We start from the raw sequence: 18377 nt of genomic DNA on the forward strand, positions 1-18377 counted from the left end.
ATAGGGGAGCATGCCGGTGCGCAATCCACGTCGTCCGATCCCGCGGGCACCCCTGTTCATCGGGCTGGGCCTGCTGGTCTTCACCCTGGCCGTCACCGACCTCTTCGGCCTGGTCGGCGGCGCCGGCGCCTCCAACGCCGCCCCGGTCATGGCCCGGGAGTTCCGTTTCGAGGACCGCGCCGACGGCGCCATCGTGGCGCGGGATGCCGCCACCGGCGCCGAGGTCGCGGTCTACGACATCGGCACCAACGGCTTCGTCCGCGGCACGCTGCGCGCCCTGGCGCGCGGCCGGCGGCAGGCCGACCTCGGCCACGAGATCCCCTTCCGCGTCGCCGCCTGGAGCGACGGCCGGGTCCGGCTGCTGGACACCGCCACGGGCCGAGAGGTCGAGCTGAACGCCTTCGGCGACACCAACAAGGACGTCTTCCTCCATCTGCTGATCGCCGCGGAGCGCAAGTGATGACCCGTGCACTCGCCTGGCTGACCGGCGGCCGCACCATCGAGGTGCCCTGCACGGTGGATATGGAGCAGACCTTCGACAGCCTGCATGCCCATGCCATCCCGGAAGGCATAGCGCTGCGCCCCGGCGACCGCGTGGTGGTGCATGGCGCGCCCGCCGGTATACCCTACGGCCAGGCCATCAGCTTCACCTGCCGCGCCACGGTCTACCGGGCCGGCTGGCTGGAGCGGGTCTGGACCGAGGCCTCGGCCATCCTGGAGCTGGCCGAGCTGTACCACTGCGGATTCGAGCCGAGGGAAACGCCATGAACGCTGTCACGCCGAAGCGGGCGATCAACGACTCGACGCGGATGGCCACCACCGACACGGTGCTGACGCCGCGTTTCTACACCACCGATTTCGAGGCCATGGACCGCATCGACGTCAGCTCCATCCGCGCCGAATGGGATGCGCTGATGGCGGAGTTCAAGTCGGACCCGAACAAGGGCCACTTCGTCCGCTCGGCCGCCTTCGACGAATTCCGCATGGAGGACCTGCCGCCCGGGCTGCAGGCCGAGCTGAAGGAGTTCCTGGTCAGCTCCGTCACCGCCGAGTTCAGCGGCTGCGTGCTGTACGCCGAGATCAGGAAGCGGGTGAAGAACCCAGACATGAAGGACCTGTTCGGGGTGATGAGCCGCGACGAGGCCCGCCATGCCGGATTCATCAACGACGCGCTGAAGGATATCGGGATCGGCGTCGATCTCGGCTTCCTGACCAAGGCGAAGAAGTACCACTACTTCTCGCCCAAGTTCATCTTCTACGCGACCTACCTGAGCGAGAAGATCGGCTACGCCCGCTACATCACCATCTTCCGCCAGTTCGAGAAGCACCCCGAGCTGCGCTTCCACCCGATCTTCATGTGGTTCGAGAAGTGGTGCAACGACGAGTTCCGCCACGGCGAGGCCTTCGCCCTGCTGATGCGCGCCAACCCGCACCTGCTGGAAGGCCGCAACAAGCTCTGGGTCAAGTTCTTCCAGCTCGCGGTCTATGCGACGATGTACGTGCGCGACCACGCCCGGCCTGAATTCCACAAGGCGCTCGGCATGACGCCGACCGAATACGACCACCGCGTCTTCCAGACCTGCACCGCGATCTGCACCCAGGTCTTCCCGGTGACGCTCGACACCGACCGCCCGTCTTTCCGCCGCGGTCTCGACCAGCTCTTCGTCATCACCGAGAAGCTCAGCGCGCTGAGGGCCCAGACCGGCGCCGTCGCCTCGCTCCGCCGCACCGGCCTGAAGCTCTCGGCCGCCGCGACCTTCGCGCGGCTGTACATGCTGCCCGGCAAGCATGCGGCGCTGCCGGCCGATGTCCGCATGGCGCCGGCCTGGTAGCATGGCCGCCTTCGCGCTGCCCGCCCTGTTCGCGTTGTTTGTCTGGTGGTTCAGCACCGGCGCGATCCTGTGGCTGGACGGGCTGCCGGCCCGGACCTACCGGATCAGCATGGCGGGCGCGACCCTGGTCCTGCTCGCGGCGCTCTGGGGGCTTTCGGCCAGCAGCGCGGATGCCTCGGTGCTCGGCGCCTATTGCGCCTTCTCCTGCGGGCTGCTCGCCTGGGCCTGGCAGGAGATGGCCTTCCTGATGGGCTACGCCACCGGCCCGTCGCGCGCGCCCTGCCCGCCGGATGCCGCCGGCTGGCGCCGCTTCGGCCTGGCGCTGCGGGCGATCCTGTATCATGAGCTGGCGATCATCGCCGGCGCGGTCGCCGTCGTCGCCGTCACCTGGGGCCAGCCGAACCAGATCGGCACCTGGACCTACCTGCTGATCTGGGGGATGCGGCAGAGCGCCAAGCTCAATGTCTTCCTCGGCGCGCGCAACCTGAACGAGAATTTCCTTCCCGCCCACCTGCGCTATCTCGGCAGCTTCTTCCTGCGCCGGCCGATGAACCTGCTGTTCCCCTTCGCGGTGACGCTGGCGACCCTGCTGACGGCGCTGCTGTTCCATCTGGCGCTCGCCCCGGCGGCAAGCCCCTTCCAGGTCGCCGGCTTCACCTTCCTCGGCACCCTCGCGGCGCTGGCGACGCTGGAGCACTGGTTCCTGGTGCTCCCCATCCCGGCCGAGGTGCTGTGGAATTGGGGGCTGCGTTCGCGGGAGGCGCCGTCGTCGGCGCCGCCCGCACTCGACCCGGCACGCTTCCGTGCCGGTACGGCGCCCGCCGGATGACCGGCGGCGTCCCATACAGCGTCGGTGCGGTCTGCCGATGCCCTGCCAGTAGGCCCGGTGAGGCCAGGGGGAGGTAGCATGAACTACGAGGCATTCTTCAAGAAGCAGATCGGCACCTTGCACCGCGAAGGCCGCTATCGCGTCTTCGCCGACCTCGAACGCCAGGCCGGCGCCTATCCGCGCGCGGTGCACCACCGCCCGCGCGGCGCGCAGGACGTCACCGTCTGGTGCTCGAACGACTATCTCGGCATGGGCCAGCACCCCAAGGTGCTGGCGGCGATGCACGAGGCATTGGACAAGTGCGGCGCCGGCGCCGGCGGCACCCGCAACATTGGTGGCACCAACCACTACCACGTGCTGCTCGAGCAGGAACTGGCCGACCTGCACGGCACGGAAGCCGCGCTGCTGTTCAACAGCGGCTACATGTCCAACTGGGCCAGCCTCTCGACTCTCGCCGGCCGCATGCCGGGCTGCGTCATCGTGTCCGACGAGCTGAACCATGCCTCGATGATCGAGGGCATCCGCCACAGCCGGGCCGAGCGGCGCGTCTTCGCCCACAACGACCCCGAGGACCTGCGCCGCAAGCTGGCCGACCTGAACCCCGAGACGCCGAAGCTGGTGGCGTTCGAGAGCGTCTATTCCATGGACGGCGACATCGCGCCGATCGCCGAGCTCTGCGACGTCTGCGACGAATACGGCGCCATGACCTATGTGGACGAGGTCCATGCGGTCGGCCTGTATGGTGCGCGCGGCGGCGGGATCACCGAACGCGACGGCGTCGCCCACCGGCTGACCGTCATTGAGGGCACGCTGGCCAAGGCCTTCGGCGTGGTCGGCGGCTATATCGCCGGCTCGGCCGCGATGTGCGACTTCGTCCGCAGCTATGCCTCGGGCTTCATCTTCACCACCGCCATCCCGCCCGCGGTCGCCGCCGGCGTGCTGGCCAGCATCCGCCACCTGAAGGCCAGCACCGCCGAGCGCGACGGGCTGCAGGAGCGCGCCGCCACCGTCCGGCGCCGGCTGGACGCGATCGGGGTGCCGCATCTCGACAACCCCAGCCACATCGTCCCGGTCATGGTGCGCGACCCGGTGGTCTGCAAGGAGATCAGCGACCTGCTGCTCGACCAGTACGGGATCTACGTGCAGCCGATCAACTACCCGACCGTCCCGCGCGGGACGGAGAGGCTGCGCCTGACCCCCGGCCCGCTGCACACGGATGCGGATATCGACCATCTCATCTTCGCCCTGGGCGAGGTCTGGGCGCGGTACAGCCTGCAACGGGCGGCCTAGGGGCGCGTATACCTCGGCCGGCGGATTGGCAAAGCGGCAGCCGCCCCTAATCTGTTGGGCGCCGGGTGAACACGAAGGAGATTCTCAGGGTGACGCCAGACAACAAGACCCCGAAGCCGCGCCGTGCCGTCCTGCAGGCGGCCGGCCTCGCCGCGCTCGCGCCGATCGCCATCCGTCCCGTCCAGGCGCAGGACAAGCTGCAGGGCTCGATGGTCATGTACCAGGACAAGCCGAAGGACGGGCAGAAGTGCAGCGGCTGCCTGCACTTCCAGCCGCCGAACGCCTGCGCCATCGTTGCCGGCAACATCGCGCCAGAAGGCTGGTGCGCGGTTTGGGCTGCGAAGCCCTGAGGCTAGACTAGGCCCGGCGCGGCCCCCATGGCCGCGCCGGAGTCACTTATGCAGCCTAGACGTTCGGATGGGGCCCCATGAGCCAACGCGTCCCCTTCCCGTTTTCCGCGATCGTCGGCCAGGACGAGATGAAGCTGGCCATCCTGGTCGCGGCGGTCGATCCCGGGATCGGCGGCGTGCTCGCCTTCGGCGACCGCGGCACCGGCAAGTCCACCGCCATCCGGGCGCTCGCCGCCCTGCTGCCCGACATCCCCGTGGTCGAGGGCTGCCCCTACCGCTGCGACCCGGGCGATGCCCGCGCCCTGTGCGAGGACTGCCGCGCCCGGCAGGCGAAGGGCCCGCTGCGCACCCGCATGGCGCCGGTCCCCGTGGTGGACCTGCCCCTCGGCGCCACCGAGGACCGCGTGGTCGGCGCGCTCGACATCCAGCGCGCCCTGGCCCATGGCGAGAAGGCCTTCGAGCCCGGCCTGCTGGCCCGGGCCAATCGCGGCTTCCTCTATATCGACGAGGCGAACCTGCTGGAGGACCACCTGGTGGACCTCCTGCTCGACGTCGCCGCCTCGGGCGAGAACGTGGTGGAGCGCGAGGGCCTGTCGATCCGCCACCCCGCCCGCTTCGTCCTGGTCGGCTCCGGCAACCCCGAGGAAGGCGAGCTGCGGCCGCAATTGCTCGACCGCTTCGGCCTCTCGGTCGAGGTCCGCACCCCCGGCGACCTGCCGAGCCGGATCGAGGTGATCCGCCGCCGCGACGCCTATGACCGCGACCAGGCCGGCTTCGTGGCCCAATGGAGCGGCGCCGAGGCCGAGTTGCGCGGCCGGATCCTCGCGGGGCGCGAGGCCCTGGCCAAGGTCGAGGTGCCCGAGGCGGCCTACGAACGCGCCGCCCGGCTCTGCATGGCGCTCGGCACGGATGGCCTGCGCGGCGAGCTGACCCTGATCCGCGCCGCCCGGGCGCTGGCGGCGCTGGAGGGCAGCGCCGCGGTCGGCGATGCCGAATTGCGCCGCGTCGCCCCGCCCGCGCTGCGCCACCGCCTCCGCCGCAACCCGTTGGACGAGGCTGTCGCCGGCACCCGCGTCGAGCGCGCCGTCACCGAGCTGTTCGGCCCGTGACCGCGCCGGGGCCCGACGATTCCGGCCCCTGGGCGGCAGCCATGCAGGCCGCGACGCTGCTGGCGATCGACCCCCGGGGCCTCGGCGGCGTCTCGCTGCGGGCCATGCCGGGGCCGGTGCGCGACGCCTGGCTGGCCCTGCTGCGCGGCATGCTGCCGGCGGAGGCGCCCTGGCGGCGCGTGCCGCTCGCGGTCGGCGACAGCCGGCTGCTCGGCGGGCTCGACCTGACCGCCACGCTGCGATCCGGCCGGCCGGTCGCCGAGCGCGGCCTGCTGGCCGAGGCCGATGGCGGCGTGCTGCTGCTGGCCATGGCCGAACGCGTCGCCGCCAATACCGCCGCGCACCTGGCCGCGGCGCTGGATACCGGCGAGGCGGTCGCCGAGCGCGACGGGCTGGCGTTGCGGGCGGCCGCGCGGCTGGCGGTGGTGGCGCTCGACGAGGGGCTGGCGCCGGAGGAGGCGCCGCCCGCCGCGCTGCTCGAACGCCTGGCCTTCCGGCTCGACCTGCACGCCGTCCCGCCGCGGGATGCGGTGGGCGAGGCGCCGGACCTGGCCGCGGCGCGGGCGCTGCTGCCCGCGGTCACCGCCGGCGACGACATCCTCGAGGCGCTCTGCGGCACCGCGCTGGCGCTGGGCATCGGCAGCCTGCGCCCGCCCGTGCTGGCGCTGCGGGCGGCCAGGGCCGCCGCGGCGCTGGCCGGGCGCGACGCGGTCACCGAGGCGGACGCGGCGCTCGCCGCCCGGCTGGTGCTAGGGCCGCGCGCGCTGATGGTCCCGGCCGAGGCGCCGGCGCCGGAGGAACCGCAGGAGGAACCGGGACCCGAGGCGGAGGAGCCGGCCCCCGAGCCGCCCGACCAGGGCGAGGCGGACGACCTGCCCGACCCGCAGGCGCTGCAGGACATGATCCTCGCCGCCGCCGCCGCCGCGGTGCCGCCGCATCTGCTCGACGGGCTCAAGCTGGGCGAGGCGGCACGGTCCCGCGCCCCGGGCAAAGCCGGGGCGCAGAAGGCCTCGCCCCGGCGCGGCCGGCCGATCGGCGTCCGCGCCGGGGAGCCGCGCGGCGGCGCGAAGCTGGCCCTGGTCGAGACGCTGCGGGCCGCCGCACCCTGGCAGCGGCTGCGCGGGCGCAGCGGCGCGCGGATCGAGGTGCGCCCCGATGCGGACGAGCCGCGCCGGATCGAAGTCCGGCGCGATGACCTCCGCATCCGCCGCTTCCGCCAGCGCTCCGAGACGGCGACGATCTTCGCGGTCGATGCCTCCGGCTCCGCCGCGCTGAACCGCCTGGCCGAGGCGAAGGGGGCGGTCGAGCTGCTGCTGGCCGATTGCTACGTGCGCCGCGACAAGGTGGCGCTGCTGGCCTTCCGAGGCACCGGGGCCGAGCTGCTGCTGCCGCCGACCTCCTCCCTGGTGCGGGCCAAGCGCAGCCTGGCCGGGCTGCCGGGCGGCGGCGGCACGCCGGTGGCCTCCGCCCTGGATGCGGCCCTGGCCCTGGCGGACGCGGTACGGCGCAAGGGGCAGACGCCCTTGCTGGTGATGCTGACCGACGGCCGCGCCAACGTCGCCCGCGACGGCGCCGGCGGCCGCGCCCGGGCCGAGGCCGAGGCGCTGGAGGCCGCGCGTGCCCTGCGCGCCGCCCGCGTCGCCTGCGTCCTGGTCGATGTCTCCCCGCGCCCGGCCGAGGCCGGCCGCCGGCTGGCCGCCGAGATGGGCGCGAAGTACCTGGCGCTGCCCTATGCCGACGCGGCGACGCTGTCCCGCGCCGTTAAGGCCGAAGCGGCATGACCGGCAAGCCCAGGTCGGGGTGCGGGGACCGACCCGGTCCCCGGCGGGGGGGCAGGGGGCAAAGCCCCCTGGAAGGGTCGTGATCCCCGCCGACTGGCCGAACCGGAGTTCCAGCCGCCTCGTCACCGCCGGCGGCCTGCGCTGGCATGTCCAGGTCGCAGGTTCCGGCCCGGTGCTGCTGCTGGTCCACGGCACCGGCGCCGCCACGCATTCCTGGCGCGACCTGCTGCCCTTGCTCGCCCGGCATTTCACCGTGGTTGCCCCCGACCTGCCCGGCCATGGCTTCTCCCAGCGTCCGCGCGCCGAGGGGCTGTCGCTGCCCGGCATGGCGCGCGGCCTCACCGCCCTGCTGCGCGCCCTCCGCCTCTCGCCCGCCCTCGCCGCCGGGCATTCCGCCGGGGCGGCGGTGATCGCCCGCATGACGCTCGACGGCGGCATCGCGCCGCGTGCCCTGGTCGGGCTGAACGCCGCGCTGCTGCCCTTCGAGGGCATTGCCGGGCAGATCTTCTCCCCCATCGCCCGGCTGCTGGCCGGCGTCCCCGCGGTGCCCTGGTTCTTCGCCTGGCGGGCCGGCGACCGCGGCCTGGTGGAACGCCTGCTGCGCGACACCGGCTCGGCCCTCGATGCCCGCGGGGTCGAGCTCTATGGCCGGCTGGTGCGGCAGCCCGGCCATGTCGCCGCGGCGCTCGGCATGATGGCGCACTGGGAATTGCGGCCCCTGCTGCGCGACCTCAAGACGCTCGCCGTCCCGCTGGTCCTGGTGGTGGGCGGGCATGACCGGACCGTGCCGCCCTCCGACGCGCGGCGCATCCGCGCCGCGCTGCCGGGCACCCGCATCATCGACCTGCCGGCGCTCGGCCACCTGGCGCATGAGGAGCGGCCGGCCGAGGTCGCCGGCCTCCTCGTCCGCATCGCCGAGGAGGCCGGCGCCCTGGCACCGCTGCTGGCCCCCGAAACCGCATGATCCTGCCCGCCTCCCACCCGCAGCGGCTCGAGCTCAACGACGAGGTGCATGCCCGCCCGCCGGAGGCGATGGGGCCGCCGCTGCGGATCTCCTACCTCGCGCTGCTGAACGAGGCCACGCGGCGCGATGCGGCCTGGGAGGCGGTGGTCGACCTCGCGCGCCGCATGGCGGTGGCGCCGCCGCTGCCCGGGGCCAGCCATTTCAGCGCCGATTTCGGCCCATTCCGGCTGAAATGGGAGAGCCACACCGAATTCCACCGCATCATGGTCTTCGCCCCGCTCGTGGGCGACGACCCCTTCGCGGACCCTGCCATCGCCACCGTCCCGGCCGACTGGGTCGAGTCGCTGCCCGGCCGGCTGATGGTCGCGGCGCATGTCGGGCTGGTCCGCGACAAGGCGGCGCCCGACATCGACGCCATCTCGGACCGGCTGTTCGCCGGCAACGTGCTGGCCGGCGGCCAGGTCTCGGGCGGCATGGCGCATGCCTTCACCGATTTCCGCATCCACAAGGGCGGCTTCAGCCGCATCCTGGTGCAGGACCACGGCATGGCGCCGCGCCAGGCCGGCCGCGTGGTGCAGCGGCTGCTGGAGATCGACACCTACCGGATGCTGGCGCTGCTGGCCCTGCCCATGGCGCGGGAGATCGGCCCCTTCCTGACCCGGTCGGAGCAGGCGCTCGCCCAGGTCACCAACTCGCTCGTCCAGGCCGTCGAGCACGACGAGCCGGAGCTGCTGGAACGGCTGACCGGGCTGGCCGCCGAGGTCGAGAGCCGCGAGGCCGGGTCGCTGTACCGCTTCAGCGCCGCGGATGCCTATTACGAGCTGGTCCAGCGCCGCATCGCCGAGCTGCGCGAGGTGCGGATCGAAGGGGTGCAGACCCTGCAGGAATTCACCGAGCGCCGCCTGGCGCCGGCGATGAACACCTGCCGGGCGGTGGCGGCGCGGCAGGATGCGCTGTCCCGCCGCGTGGCGCGGGCGACGGCGCTGCTGTCCACCCGCGTCGACCTGACCCGCGAACGGCAGAACCAGGCGGTGCTGGCCTCGATGGACCGGCGGGCGCAGCAGCAGCTCAAGCTGCAGGAGACGGTGGAAGGCCTGTCGATCGCCGCGGTGACCTACTACGTCGTCGGGCTGGTCGGCTATGTCGCCAAGGGCATCAAGGCGGGCGGGGCGAAGCTCGACCCCGACCTGGTGACGGGCATCGCCATCCCGGTGGTGGCGGTGATGGTGGCGCTCGGGCTGCGGCAGGTGCGGAAGCTGCTGAAGCGGCGGCGGCGGCAGGCGGAGCCGGGCTGAAGCCGCGTCGGCTTCAAATGGCGCAAGGCCGCTCAAACGAGTTGAGGCCGATCCGGGTCCTTCGCCGGCTATCCCAGGCCTGCCGGCGCTTTCGCCGGACGCGGCTTTTATCCTTCAGCGATTGAGGCGGCTTCGACGGTGCCCGGCCGGACATCGTCGCGGGTTTCGGACAAATGCCTGCTCTTGATGATATTCCTATCGCACGGACCGGCCGCCCGGCGCAACGGATTCCGCGCGGCCGCCCTGGATCAGCCCTCGTTGAGCAGGTCACGCAGCCGGGCGCGCACCGCGTCGGGCGCCGCATCCTCGACCGCCTGGCGCAGCAGGCGCAGGTCGCGCCGCGTCGCGTGCAGCTGGTCGAGCAGCGAGAGCACCACCGGCATCGCCTCCTCGTCCAGGGCGAGCGACCGCAATTCGACGATCAGCCGGCCGCGGGCGAGGTCGACCGGCTGGAACAGCCACCCCTCCGGGTCCGGGTCCGGCCGCAGCCAGTGCAGCGTGACCCAGCGGTGGATCTCCGCCTCCTCCAGCCCGAGGCTCTGCGACAGCGCGGTGATGGTGATCATGCGCCCTCCTCTTCGCCCTTGCTTGCCGGGGCCGGTGTCCAGTCGCGCAGGAAGGCCTCCAGCGCCGCATCCACCCCGGCCAGCGTCACCCGCAGGGTCACGTAGAGGTCGCCGGCCGGCCGGCCGCCATGCGCCGCGACGCCGCGGCCGCGCAGCCGCAGCCGGGTGCCGGTGTCGGACCGCGGCGGGACGGCCATGCTGACCTCGCCCGCCGGCGTCGGCACGGCGATGCGGCCGCCGAGCACGGCCTGCTTGAGGCCGACCGGCAGCGCCACCTCGATGTCGTCGCCCGCCCGGGTGAAGACCGGGTGGGGCCGGACCTGGATCTCGATCAGCGCGTCGCCGGCCGGGCCGCCGTTCCGCCCGGGGCCGCCCTGGCCCTTGAGCCGGAGGCTCTGCCCCTCCTCGATCCCCGGCGGGATGCGGACCTCGAGCGTCTTGCCGTCCGGCAGGGTCAGGGTGCGGGTCGCCCCGGTGACGGTGTCGAGGAAATCGACCGCCAGCGCATAATGCGCATCGGCGCCGCGCAGCCGCAGGCCTTCGCCGCCGCTGCGGCGGAACAGGTCGGCGAAGATGTCGCCATAGGGGTCGTCGTCCTCCGCTGCGGCGCGGTAGCGGCCGCCGGCGGCGGCATCGGCGTAGCGGTGGTAGCGCGGCGGCTCCGGCGCCACCGGGTCGCCGGCGCCGTCGATCTCGCCGCGGTCGAAGCGGCCGCGGGTCTCGGGGTCGGAGAGCAGGTCGTGCGCGGCGTTGACCGCCTTGAAGCGCGCCTCGGCGGCGGCATTGCCGGGGTTCAGGTCGGGGTGGTGCTGCTTGGCGAGCTTGCGGTAGGCCGCACGGACCTGGTCCGCGGTGGCGTCGCGGGCCAGGCCGAGCGTCGCATAGGGATCAGGGGGCATTGGCCATCCGTATCGGTGTCCGTAGAAAGGAAGACTGGGGAGGGAAGGGTATTCCCTCCCCAAGCCCCACCCTGCCTCTTTGTGAGCCTGGCACCCGCCGCGCGGCCGATGCCAACCCAGAGAGATAGGGGTGGGTTGGACGCATTGCGTCCACCGGGAGGATACCGCCTCCCGGGCCTTGCCTACTCCATCCCGGCGAGAAACTGGTCGAGTTGATCGAAGCTGCCGCCCCAGCCCCCTTCCATCGAGGGAATGGCGGCGGTGAAGGCGGCGCGTTCCTCCGGCGTCGCCTCGATCGGCGTCCAGTGCAGCGTGACCCGGGTCGCCGCGCCGGCCGGCTCGAAGGTCACGGTGGCCAGCAGTTCCAGTGGCCAGGGGCCGCCGAAGGGGGAGGGGGCGGCATTGCCCGCGGCATCGCCGAAGGCATGCGCCCAGACCAGGCGGGCAGGCGGGGTGACCTCCCGGTAGAGGAAGCGGGCATACATGGTGCCGCCGTCCGGCCGGTCCATGCGGGCATGCAGCAGGCCGCCCGGATGCAGCTCGTGGCGCAGCACGGTGGTGGTGACGCCCTTGGGGCCGAACCACTGCGCCAGCATCTCCGGCCGGGTCCAGGCGTCCCAGACCCGCTGGGGGGGTGCCCGGAACAGGCGGGTGACGACGAAATCGGAGCCTGGATCGGCGGTCATGGGTCAGGCTTTCCTGTCGATGGTGTCGGGTGCCTGCAGCAGCGCCTCCAGCCGGTCGAAGCTGTCGGCCCAGAGGCCGCGGAGCTGGTCGAACCAGGCGGTGGTCTCGTCCAGCGCCGCCAGGCGCAGCCGCCGCGGCCGGGCCTGGCCGGCCTGGCCGCGCTCGACCAGCCCGGCGGCCTCCAGCACCTTGAGGTGCTTCGAGATGGCCGGCTGGCTGATGCGGAAGGGCTTCTGCAATTCGGCGACGGTCGCCTCGCCCTGGGCCAGCCGGGCGAGGATGGCACGGCGGGTCGGATCGGCCAGGGCGGCAAAGGTCCGATCGAGCGAGGCTTGCATGGTCGGACCATAATATAACTGCACGGCTATGCTCAACAAGGGCATCCGCACCTGCCGGGCCAGGGGACCGGCGCCGGGTGATGCTGCCGGCCCGGATCCAGGCTTGGCACGGCCGCGGCGCCGAAGGCAGGATCGGGCGGCAGGGGAGGGGACGGGAGACGCCATGGCCGAGCCGCCGCCCGAACGCTCCTGGTGGACCACCCTGCCCGGCCTGCTGACCGGCCTGGCGGCGCTGCTGACGGCGATGACGGGGCTGCTTGCCCTGCTCCTGCCGGTCTACCAGGCGCGCGTCGCGCTGGCGCCGACCGACCCCGCGGGGCGTGCCGCCGTGCCGGCCGCAGCGCCGGTCCCGGCACCGTCCCCGCCGCGGGAGGCGCGGCCTGCCGGGCCGGAACCCCGGCTGGCCCCGCAGCCGGACCCGCGCGTGCCGGCCGGGGGGAGCGAGCCGGGCAAGGCGGCCCCGCCGCTCGTCCTCGGCGAGCGGCTCGAGATCGCGGGCACCTGGTTCGAGGTGCTGGCCCTCGGCAATGCCGCGCTCCGCGACGGCACGCGGGAGATCAGCGTGACCTTCCGGGTCACCGCCGGCACGACCCAGGTCGACCTGTCCCGCAGCAACGTGCGGATCCTCACGCCGGGCAGGATCCACAGGCCGGTGGAAGGGCTGCCCCTCACGGCCGTTCCCGCGGGGGCGGCGCGCCAGCTATGGGTCCGGTTCGAGGTCCCCGAACCGCTCGGCGACGCCTATCTGAGCTTCACGGACGACGCCTTCGCGCCGCGGGGCGAGGCGCGTCGGGCCCTGCCGGGGCGGTGACTCCGGCGGCCTGCCGGCAGGCCGCCGTCAGCCGCCGTATTGCGCGTCCGTGACCTGTTCCAGCCAGTCCACCGCCTTGCCGTCCAGCTTCTCTTGGATGGCGATGTGCGACATGGCGGTGGCAGGCGCCGCGCCGTGCCAGTGCTTCTCGCCGGGCGGGAACCAGACCACGTCGCCGGGGCGGATCTCCTCGACCGGGCCGCCCTCGCGCTGCACCCGGCCGCAGCCGGACATGACGAAGAGGGTCTGGCCGAGCGGGTGGGTGTGCCAGGCGGTGCGGGCGCCGGGCTCGAAGGTGACCAGGGCGCCGGCGACCCGGGCAGGGTCGGGCGGGCTGAACAGCGGGTCGATCCGGACGGTGCCGGTGAAGTAGTCCGCCGGCCCCTTGCCGGAGGGCTGCGAGCCGGCGCGCCTGATGTCCATGGAGGGTCTCCTCGGGTTGCGGTGGCAGGGTCGGGCCGCGCCACACGGCAGGTGCCAACCCACAGGAATGAGGGTGGGGCTTGGGGAGGATACGTCCTCCCCGACCTTGCCTAGCGTGGCACGATGGGAAAGGTCGCCGCCATCGCCCAGGCCAGCGCCAGCGCATTGGCCAGCGCCGCCGGCAGCGGCGACCCCGTGGCACGGTGGCTCCACCGCCCGAACAGCCCGAAGACCACGAGGAAGACCAGCATCACCGGCACGATGATGATGAGGAAGAACAGCCGCGGCGGGTCGAGCGCCACGGCGCCGAGCAGCGAGGCCAGGAACAGCGCCTTGGTCGCGGGGTAGGCCAGCCGCGCCGCGCCGGGCCCGCGCGTCGCCCATTCGTCGGCGAGGAACCAGGGCAGGGTGCCGAGCAGGATCAGCGGCACCAGCCAGGCGCGGTGCGGCGCCGGCAGGAAGCCCAGCACGAAGCGGTCGATCGCGCTGCCGAGGCCGAGGATGGCATAGGCGGCGATGGCCAGCGCGGCGAGGCCGACGGCCAGCGCCGCGGCGCGGCCGGCGGCCGGCTCCCCCCGCCGCGCCCACCACAGCCCGGCCGCGGTCAGCCCGCCATACACGGCGCAATGCACCGTCAGGTAGTCGCCGAGCAGGATGGGCAGGAAGCCGGTGGGTAGCACCCGCAGGACCAGCGGCGTGGCGATGGCGGGCAGCAGGGCGACGGGCCAGAAGCGCCGCCAGGGCAGGCCGCCGCCGGCAGGTGCCGCAGTCGCGCGCGGCAGCAGGTGGGACAGCGGCCAGGCCAGCGCCAGCAGGCCGCCGAGCAGCAGGCCGATCCAGCGTCCGCGGGTATCCAGCGGGCCATCCCCGCTGCGGTCGAAGGCGGCGTTGAGCCAGGCGCGGGATTCCACCAGCGACTGCCGCGCGTAGAGGATGCCGATATGCTCGACGCCCTCGACCAGCACCAGGCGGCGGGCGGTGCCGTCGGGGAAGGCGCCGTAGGTGGTCTCCGGCACCGGCGGGCCGGGCGAGGCGAGGGCCACGATGCGGCGGGCGGCGTCCTGGAGGAATTCCGGCTCCCAGGCGCCGACGCCGACCAGCAGGTTGCGCGGCTGGCCCGCCGTCACCTCCGGCCCGAAACCGGAGAGGGCGACGGTCGCCTCCACCTCCGGCCGGGCGAAGGCCCAGCGGATGACGATGTCGGCCGCCATGGAATGGCCGAGCAGCGCCACCCGCCCGTCGCCGAGCGGCTGCGCCGCCTCCACCACCCGGCCGAGGGCCGCGAGCAGCACGCCGGCGGCGGCGGCGTCGTCGGTCAGCCCGCCCGACAGCGGCGCCGGGTTGCCGCCATGGCCGGGGAAGTCGAAGGTGACGGCGACGAAGCCGGCCTGCGCCAGGGTGGTGGCGAAGGGCTGCATCATCGCCTGCGACCCGGCGAAGCCATGCGCGATGACGACGACCGGGGCCGCGGCGCCGCCGGCCTTGCGGTAGACCAAGGTCGGGATGCCCCCGACCCGCAGCGGCGCAACCGCCAGCCCTTCCAGCGGCGCCAGCATCCGCGCGACGCCGAACCCGATGGCGACGAGCGCCAGCAGGGCAACCAGACCGACGGCCAATCGTCGCACGCGCTTGTCCTTTTTGCTCTGGCGGAAAGTGTCAGGCTGGATTTACAGTGGCGCAAGGGTGGTCGACGGCTGCCGCGGCGCAGACCGCAAACGTCCAGTGGGGTCCAAGATGCGCCAAGAGCCCGTGCTCAGCCCTGAAGACCTCGCCGCCTGCCGCGCGCTGCTGGCCGGCGGGTCGAAGAGCTTCCATGCCGCCTCGAAGCTGCTGCCGCGGCGGATCGCCGAGCCGGCGACCGCGCTCTATGCCTTCTGCCGGGTCGCCGACGACGTCATCGACCTCGACCCCAGCCCGGCCGCGCTGGCCGAGCTGCGGGACCGGCTGCAGCGCGCCTATGAGGGCCGCCCGCTGCCCATGCCCGCCGACCGCGCGCTGGCCGCGGTGATCGCCCGCTACGCGATCCCGCGCGCGGTGCCGGAAGCCCTGCTGGACGGCTTCGCCTGGGACCGCGCGGGACGGCGCTATGCGACGCTCGCTGACCTCACCGCCTATGCCGCGCGGGTGGCCGGGACGGTCGGCGCGATGATGGCGCTGCTGATGGACGAGCGCCGGCCGGCGGTCCTCGCCCGCGCCTGCGACCTCGGCGTCGCCATGCAATTCTCCAACATCGCCCGCGACGTCGGCGAGGATGCCCGGGCTGGGCGGCTGTATCTGCCGCTGGACTGGATGCGGGAGGCCGGGCTGGACCCGGATGCCTGGCTGGCGGAGCCGGTCTTCGACGCGCGGCTCGCCGGCGTGGTGCGGCGGCTTCTGGCCGAGGCGGCGATGCTGTACCGCCGGTCGGAATCCGGGATCGCCCGGCTGCCGCTGGCCTGCCGGCCCGGGATCGGCGCCGCCCGCTGGATCTATGCCGAGATCGGCCACCAGGTGGCGCGCCAGGGCTTCGACAGCGTCTCCCGCCGCGCCGTGGTGTCGGGCCGGCGGAAGGTCGCCCTGCTGGCGCGCAGCCTGGGCGCCATCGCGCTGCCGGCCGGCCGCACCGACGCGCCCTGCCTGCCGGAGACGCGCTTCCTGGTCGAGGCGGTGGCGGCCGAGCCGCGCCGCGGCCAGGCGCCGGCGCCGCGGCTGGGTGCGCAGGTCGGCTGGATGCTCGACCTGATGCTGCGGCTGGAGCAGGAACGCGCGCTGAACCCCCGGCTGCGCTGAACCCTGCCCCGGGCCGCCGCGTTCCGCCGGCGGTCAGGCGGAGGCGCGGTGCATGGATCAGTCCCTGGTGGAGCGGGCGCGTATCGCCCTGGCGCCGCGGCGGGTGGGCGACGCCGACATCGCCACGGCGCTGGCGGTCTGCGGCGGGGCGGTGCTGGCCTCGGCGCTGCTGGCGGCGCGCTGGTCGCCCTCCCCGGCGCATGGGCGGATCCGGCGGGACTACGAGAGGCTGGAGAAGCCGCCCTTCAACCCGCCCGACGCCGCCTTCGCCATCTGGGGGCCGATCTATGCGGCGCTGACCGTCTCCGGCGCCCGGCTGTGGAATGCCCGGCCGGGCCAGGCGCGGACCCAGGCGCTGGCGCATTGGTGGGGCATCCAGGGGTTGAACGCGCTTTGGATGTGGCTGGGCTTCGGCAAGCGGCTCCGCGGCACGGCGACGCTGGAGGCGGCGGTCACGGTGGTGAACGCCGTGGCCTTCGTCGAGACCGCGCGCAGGGTGGACCGGCCGGCGGCCTGGCTGGCGGTGCCCTATGCCGCCTGGATCGGCTTCGCGGCGCTGCTGAGCGAGGAGCTGTGGCGGCGGAACCGGTAGAGGGGATGGCAAGGCCAGGGAGGAAGCATCCTCGCTGGACCCGCCTCCATGTCGCCGGGTCGGGACCTGCCGTGTGGCGGGTGCAGGCCCATGTAGAGGAGGCGCCCTGCAACCGGTGTCGTCTGAAACCGGTTTGATCTCTGTCAAGGTAGCCTGACACTTTCGCGGGCAGCCTTCCCCTTGCCGGCCAGGGCCGGGGGAGGGCCAAAGCCATGCGCATCGTCCTGATCCATCCGAACTACCACTCGGGCGGCGCCGAGATCGCCGGCACCTGGCCACCCGCCTGGGTCGCCTACCTGTCCGGCTACCTGAAGGCGGCAGGCTTCACCGAGATCACCTTCATCGACGCGATGACCGAGCACCTGGATCACGAGCAGGTCCGGGAAGCCCTGCTGGCCCTGCAGCCCGACCTGGTTGGCTGCACCGCGATCACCCCGGCGATCTACGAGGCCGAGTCGATCCTGCGCATCGCCAAGGAGGCCTGCCCGCGGGCGGTCACCGTGCTGGGCGGCATCCACGGCACCTTCATGTATGGCCAGGTCCTGGCCGAGGCGCCCTGGATCGATGCCATCGTGCGCGGGGAGGGGGAGCAGGTGCTGCTCGACCTGGTCCGCTGCGTGGACGAAGGCCGCTGGCCCACGGAGCGCGCCGGCGTGAAGGGCATCGCCTATGGCGAGGCGGGGCAGGCGGTGGCGACGCCGGCCGCGCCGCCGATCGCCGACATGGACCGCATCTCGCCCGACTGGGGCATCCTCGACTGGAAGCGCTACGTCTACACCCCGACCGGCACGCGGGTGGCGATCCCCAATTTGGCCCGCGGTTGCCCCTTCACCTGTTCCTTCTGCAGCCAGTGGAAATTCTGGCGCGACTACCGGGTGCGCGACCCCCGCAAGGTGGTCGACGAGATCGAAGGGCTGGTGCGCGACCATCAGGTCGGCTTCTTCATCCTGGCCGACGAGGAACCCACCATCCACAAGAAGAAATTCGTCGAATTCTGCGAACTGCTGGTCGAGCGCGACCTGCCCGTGCTCTGGGGCATCAACACCCGCGTCACCGACATCCTGCGCGACGAGGCGCTGCTGCCGCTCTACCGCAAGGCCGGGCTGATCCATGTCTCGCTTGGCACCGAGGCCGCGGCGCAGCTGAAGCTGGAACGCTTCAACAAGGAGACCACGATCGCCCAGAACAAGAAGGCCATCCAGCTGCTGCGCCAGAACGGCATCGTCGCCGAGGCGCAGTTCATCGTCGGGCTCGAGAACGAGACGGTGGAGACGCTGGAGGAGACCTACCGCATGGCGCTGGACTGGAACCCGGACATGGCGAACTGGGCGATGTACACGCCCTGGCCGTTCAGCGACCTGTTCCAGGAACTGGGCGACAAGGTCGAGGTCTTCGACTTCTCGAAGTACAATTTCGTCACGCCGATCATGAAGCCGGATGCGATGGACCGGGCGACCCTGCTCGACCGCGTCATGGCGAACTACCGGCGCTTCTACATGCGCAAGTCCTTCCTCGGCTACCCGTTCGAGCGCGACAAGGCGAAGCGGAAATACCTGCTCGGCTGCCTCAAGGCCTTCCTGAAATCGGGCTTCCAGCGGACCTTCTACGATCTCGGCAAGGTCGGCTACTGGGGGCCGCAGACCAAGAAGTCGGTCGACTTCCACTTCGACGCGACGCGGACCATGGACGCCGCCGCCGCCCGCGCGCCGCACAACGCGATGTGGAAGACCATGCACCGGCCCAAGGCCAAGCTGCCGGCGGCGAATGTCGGCGGCAGTTCGGCCGCCAGCGTCAAGGCCTGCGGCGGCGGGACGGAGCAACTGCCGGAAAGCGTCGAGTAGC

At 72.9% G+C, this 18377-nt stretch carries 20 protein-coding genes; 14 read left to right on the top strand and 6 right to left on the bottom strand.

Going from position 1 to position 18377, the window contains the following annotated elements:
* The first annotated feature begins 10 nt into the window (after positions 1–10).
* From puhC to ACFQS7_RS00400, 10 genes are all read left to right on the top strand, one after another.
* Positions 11–460, top strand: coding sequence for a photosynthetic complex assembly protein PuhC (puhC, locus tag ACFQS7_RS00355; protein ID WP_380065029.1), 450 nt, complete (start codon positions 11–13; stop codon positions 458–460).
* Positions 460–768 carry a hypothetical protein gene (locus ACFQS7_RS00360; RefSeq protein WP_380065030.1) on the top strand — a complete coding sequence of 103 codons (309 nt, stop codon included), beginning with the start codon at positions 460–462 and terminating at the stop codon, positions 766–768. The genes puhC and ACFQS7_RS00360 overlap by 1 nt, the downstream gene beginning before the upstream one ends.
* Entirely contained in the window at positions 765–1832 is a 1068-nt protein-coding gene (gene acsF / locus ACFQS7_RS00365; RefSeq protein ID WP_380065031.1) for a magnesium-protoporphyrin IX monomethyl ester (oxidative) cyclase, read from the top strand. Before ACFQS7_RS00360 ends, acsF begins: the two co-directional genes overlap by 4 nt.
* A gap of 1 nt (position 1833) precedes the next feature.
* Positions 1834–2661, top strand: a complete 828-nt coding sequence (puhE, locus tag ACFQS7_RS00370; RefSeq protein WP_380065032.1) for a putative photosynthetic complex assembly protein PuhE — start codon at positions 1834–1836, stop codon at positions 2659–2661.
* A 78-nt stretch (positions 2662–2739) separates the two neighbouring features.
* Positions 2740–3951 (top strand): 5-aminolevulinate synthase, encoded by a 1212-nt coding sequence (hemA, locus tag ACFQS7_RS00375; RefSeq protein ID WP_380065033.1) that lies wholly within the window; start codon positions 2740–2742, stop codon positions 3949–3951.
* Between the two features lie 89 nt (positions 3952–4040).
* On the top strand, positions 4041–4301 hold the full coding sequence (locus ACFQS7_RS00380; protein ID WP_380065034.1) for a high-potential iron-sulfur protein: 261 nt from the start codon (positions 4041–4043) through the stop codon (positions 4299–4301).
* 77 nt (positions 4302–4378) lie between these two features.
* Positions 4379–5410, top strand: a complete 1032-nt coding sequence (gene bchI / locus ACFQS7_RS00385) for a magnesium chelatase ATPase subunit I (RefSeq protein WP_380065035.1) — start codon at positions 4379–4381, stop codon at positions 5408–5410.
* The gene (locus ACFQS7_RS00390; RefSeq protein ID WP_380065036.1) at positions 5407–7191 is read left to right on the top strand and encodes a magnesium chelatase subunit D; all 1785 of its coding nucleotides are present in this window, start codon (positions 5407–5409) and stop codon (positions 7189–7191) included. The genes bchI and ACFQS7_RS00390 overlap by 4 nt, the downstream gene beginning before the upstream one ends.
* A 79-nt stretch (positions 7192–7270) precedes the next feature.
* On the top strand, positions 7271–8155 hold the full coding sequence (gene bchO / locus ACFQS7_RS00395; protein ID WP_380065037.1) for an alpha/beta fold hydrolase BchO: 885 nt from the start codon (positions 7271–7273) through the stop codon (positions 8153–8155).
* The gene (locus tag ACFQS7_RS00400) at positions 8152–9450 is read left to right on the top strand and encodes a DUF3422 family protein (protein ID WP_380065038.1); all 1299 of its coding nucleotides are present in this window, start codon (positions 8152–8154) and stop codon (positions 9448–9450) included. The genes bchO and ACFQS7_RS00400 overlap by 4 nt, the downstream gene beginning before the upstream one ends.
* A gap of 248 nt (positions 9451–9698) precedes the next feature.
* Here ACFQS7_RS00400 and ACFQS7_RS00405 read toward each other — a convergent pair whose 3' ends face one another.
* The 4 genes from ACFQS7_RS00405 to ACFQS7_RS00420 all read right to left on the bottom strand — a co-directional run bounded on the left by ACFQS7_RS00405 (position 9699) and on the right by ACFQS7_RS00420 (position 11940).
* Positions 9699–10016 carry a chaperone modulator CbpM gene (locus tag ACFQS7_RS00405; RefSeq protein WP_380065039.1) on the bottom strand — a complete coding sequence of 106 codons (318 nt, stop codon included), beginning with the start codon at positions 10014–10016 and terminating at the stop codon, positions 9699–9701.
* A complete protein-coding gene (locus tag ACFQS7_RS00410) occupies positions 10013–10915 on the bottom strand; it encodes a DnaJ C-terminal domain-containing protein (RefSeq protein ID WP_380065040.1) in 903 nt (300 codons plus the stop codon). Before ACFQS7_RS00410 ends, ACFQS7_RS00405 begins: the two co-directional genes overlap by 4 nt.
* 182 nt (positions 10916–11097) lie before the next feature.
* Positions 11098–11601 carry an SRPBCC domain-containing protein gene (locus ACFQS7_RS00415; RefSeq protein ID WP_380065041.1) on the bottom strand — a complete coding sequence of 168 codons (504 nt, stop codon included), beginning with the start codon at positions 11599–11601 and terminating at the stop codon, positions 11098–11100.
* A 3-nt stretch (positions 11602–11604) separates the two neighbouring features.
* Complete coding sequence (locus ACFQS7_RS00420; RefSeq protein ID WP_380065042.1) at positions 11605–11940, bottom strand: ArsR/SmtB family transcription factor; 336 nt, start codon at positions 11938–11940, stop codon at positions 11605–11607.
* A 163-nt stretch (positions 11941–12103) separates the two neighbouring features.
* Here ACFQS7_RS00420 and ACFQS7_RS00425 point away from each other — a divergent pair, with 163 nt between their 5' ends.
* Positions 12104–12751, top strand: a complete 648-nt coding sequence (locus ACFQS7_RS00425; RefSeq protein WP_380065043.1) for a hypothetical protein — start codon at positions 12104–12106, stop codon at positions 12749–12751.
* Between the two features lie 27 nt (positions 12752–12778).
* Here ACFQS7_RS00425 and ACFQS7_RS00430 read toward each other — a convergent pair whose 3' ends face one another.
* Together ACFQS7_RS00430 and ACFQS7_RS00435 are read right to left on the bottom strand one after the other, a co-directional pair.
* Positions 12779–13174: a cupin domain-containing protein gene (locus ACFQS7_RS00430; RefSeq protein ID WP_380065044.1), complete on the bottom strand. Its 396-nt coding sequence runs from the start codon at positions 13172–13174 to the stop codon at positions 12779–12781.
* Between the two features lie 110 nt (positions 13175–13284).
* The gene (locus ACFQS7_RS00435) at positions 13285–14799 is read right to left on the bottom strand and encodes an alpha/beta hydrolase (protein WP_380065045.1); all 1515 of its coding nucleotides are present in this window, start codon (positions 14797–14799) and stop codon (positions 13285–13287) included.
* Between the two features lie 109 nt (positions 14800–14908).
* Between ACFQS7_RS00435 and ACFQS7_RS00440 the strand changes: the two genes are divergently transcribed.
* From ACFQS7_RS00440 to bchE, 3 genes are all read left to right on the top strand, one after another.
* Positions 14909–15943, top strand: coding sequence for a phytoene/squalene synthase family protein (locus tag ACFQS7_RS00440; RefSeq protein WP_380065046.1), 1035 nt, complete (start codon positions 14909–14911; stop codon positions 15941–15943).
* A gap of 52 nt (positions 15944–15995) precedes the next feature.
* On the top strand, positions 15996–16535 hold the full coding sequence (locus ACFQS7_RS00445) for a TspO/MBR family protein (protein WP_380065047.1): 540 nt from the start codon (positions 15996–15998) through the stop codon (positions 16533–16535).
* A gap of 212 nt (positions 16536–16747) precedes the next feature.
* Positions 16748–18376: a magnesium-protoporphyrin IX monomethyl ester anaerobic oxidative cyclase gene (bchE, locus tag ACFQS7_RS00450; protein WP_380065048.1), complete on the top strand. Its 1629-nt coding sequence runs from the start codon at positions 16748–16750 to the stop codon at positions 18374–18376.
* The last annotated feature ends 1 nt before the right edge of the window (position 18377 follow it).

This window comes from Dankookia sp. GCM10030260, assembly GCF_042666655.1.
In the GTDB taxonomy this organism is placed as follows: Bacteria; Pseudomonadota; Alphaproteobacteria; order Acetobacterales; family Acetobacteraceae; genus Paracraurococcus.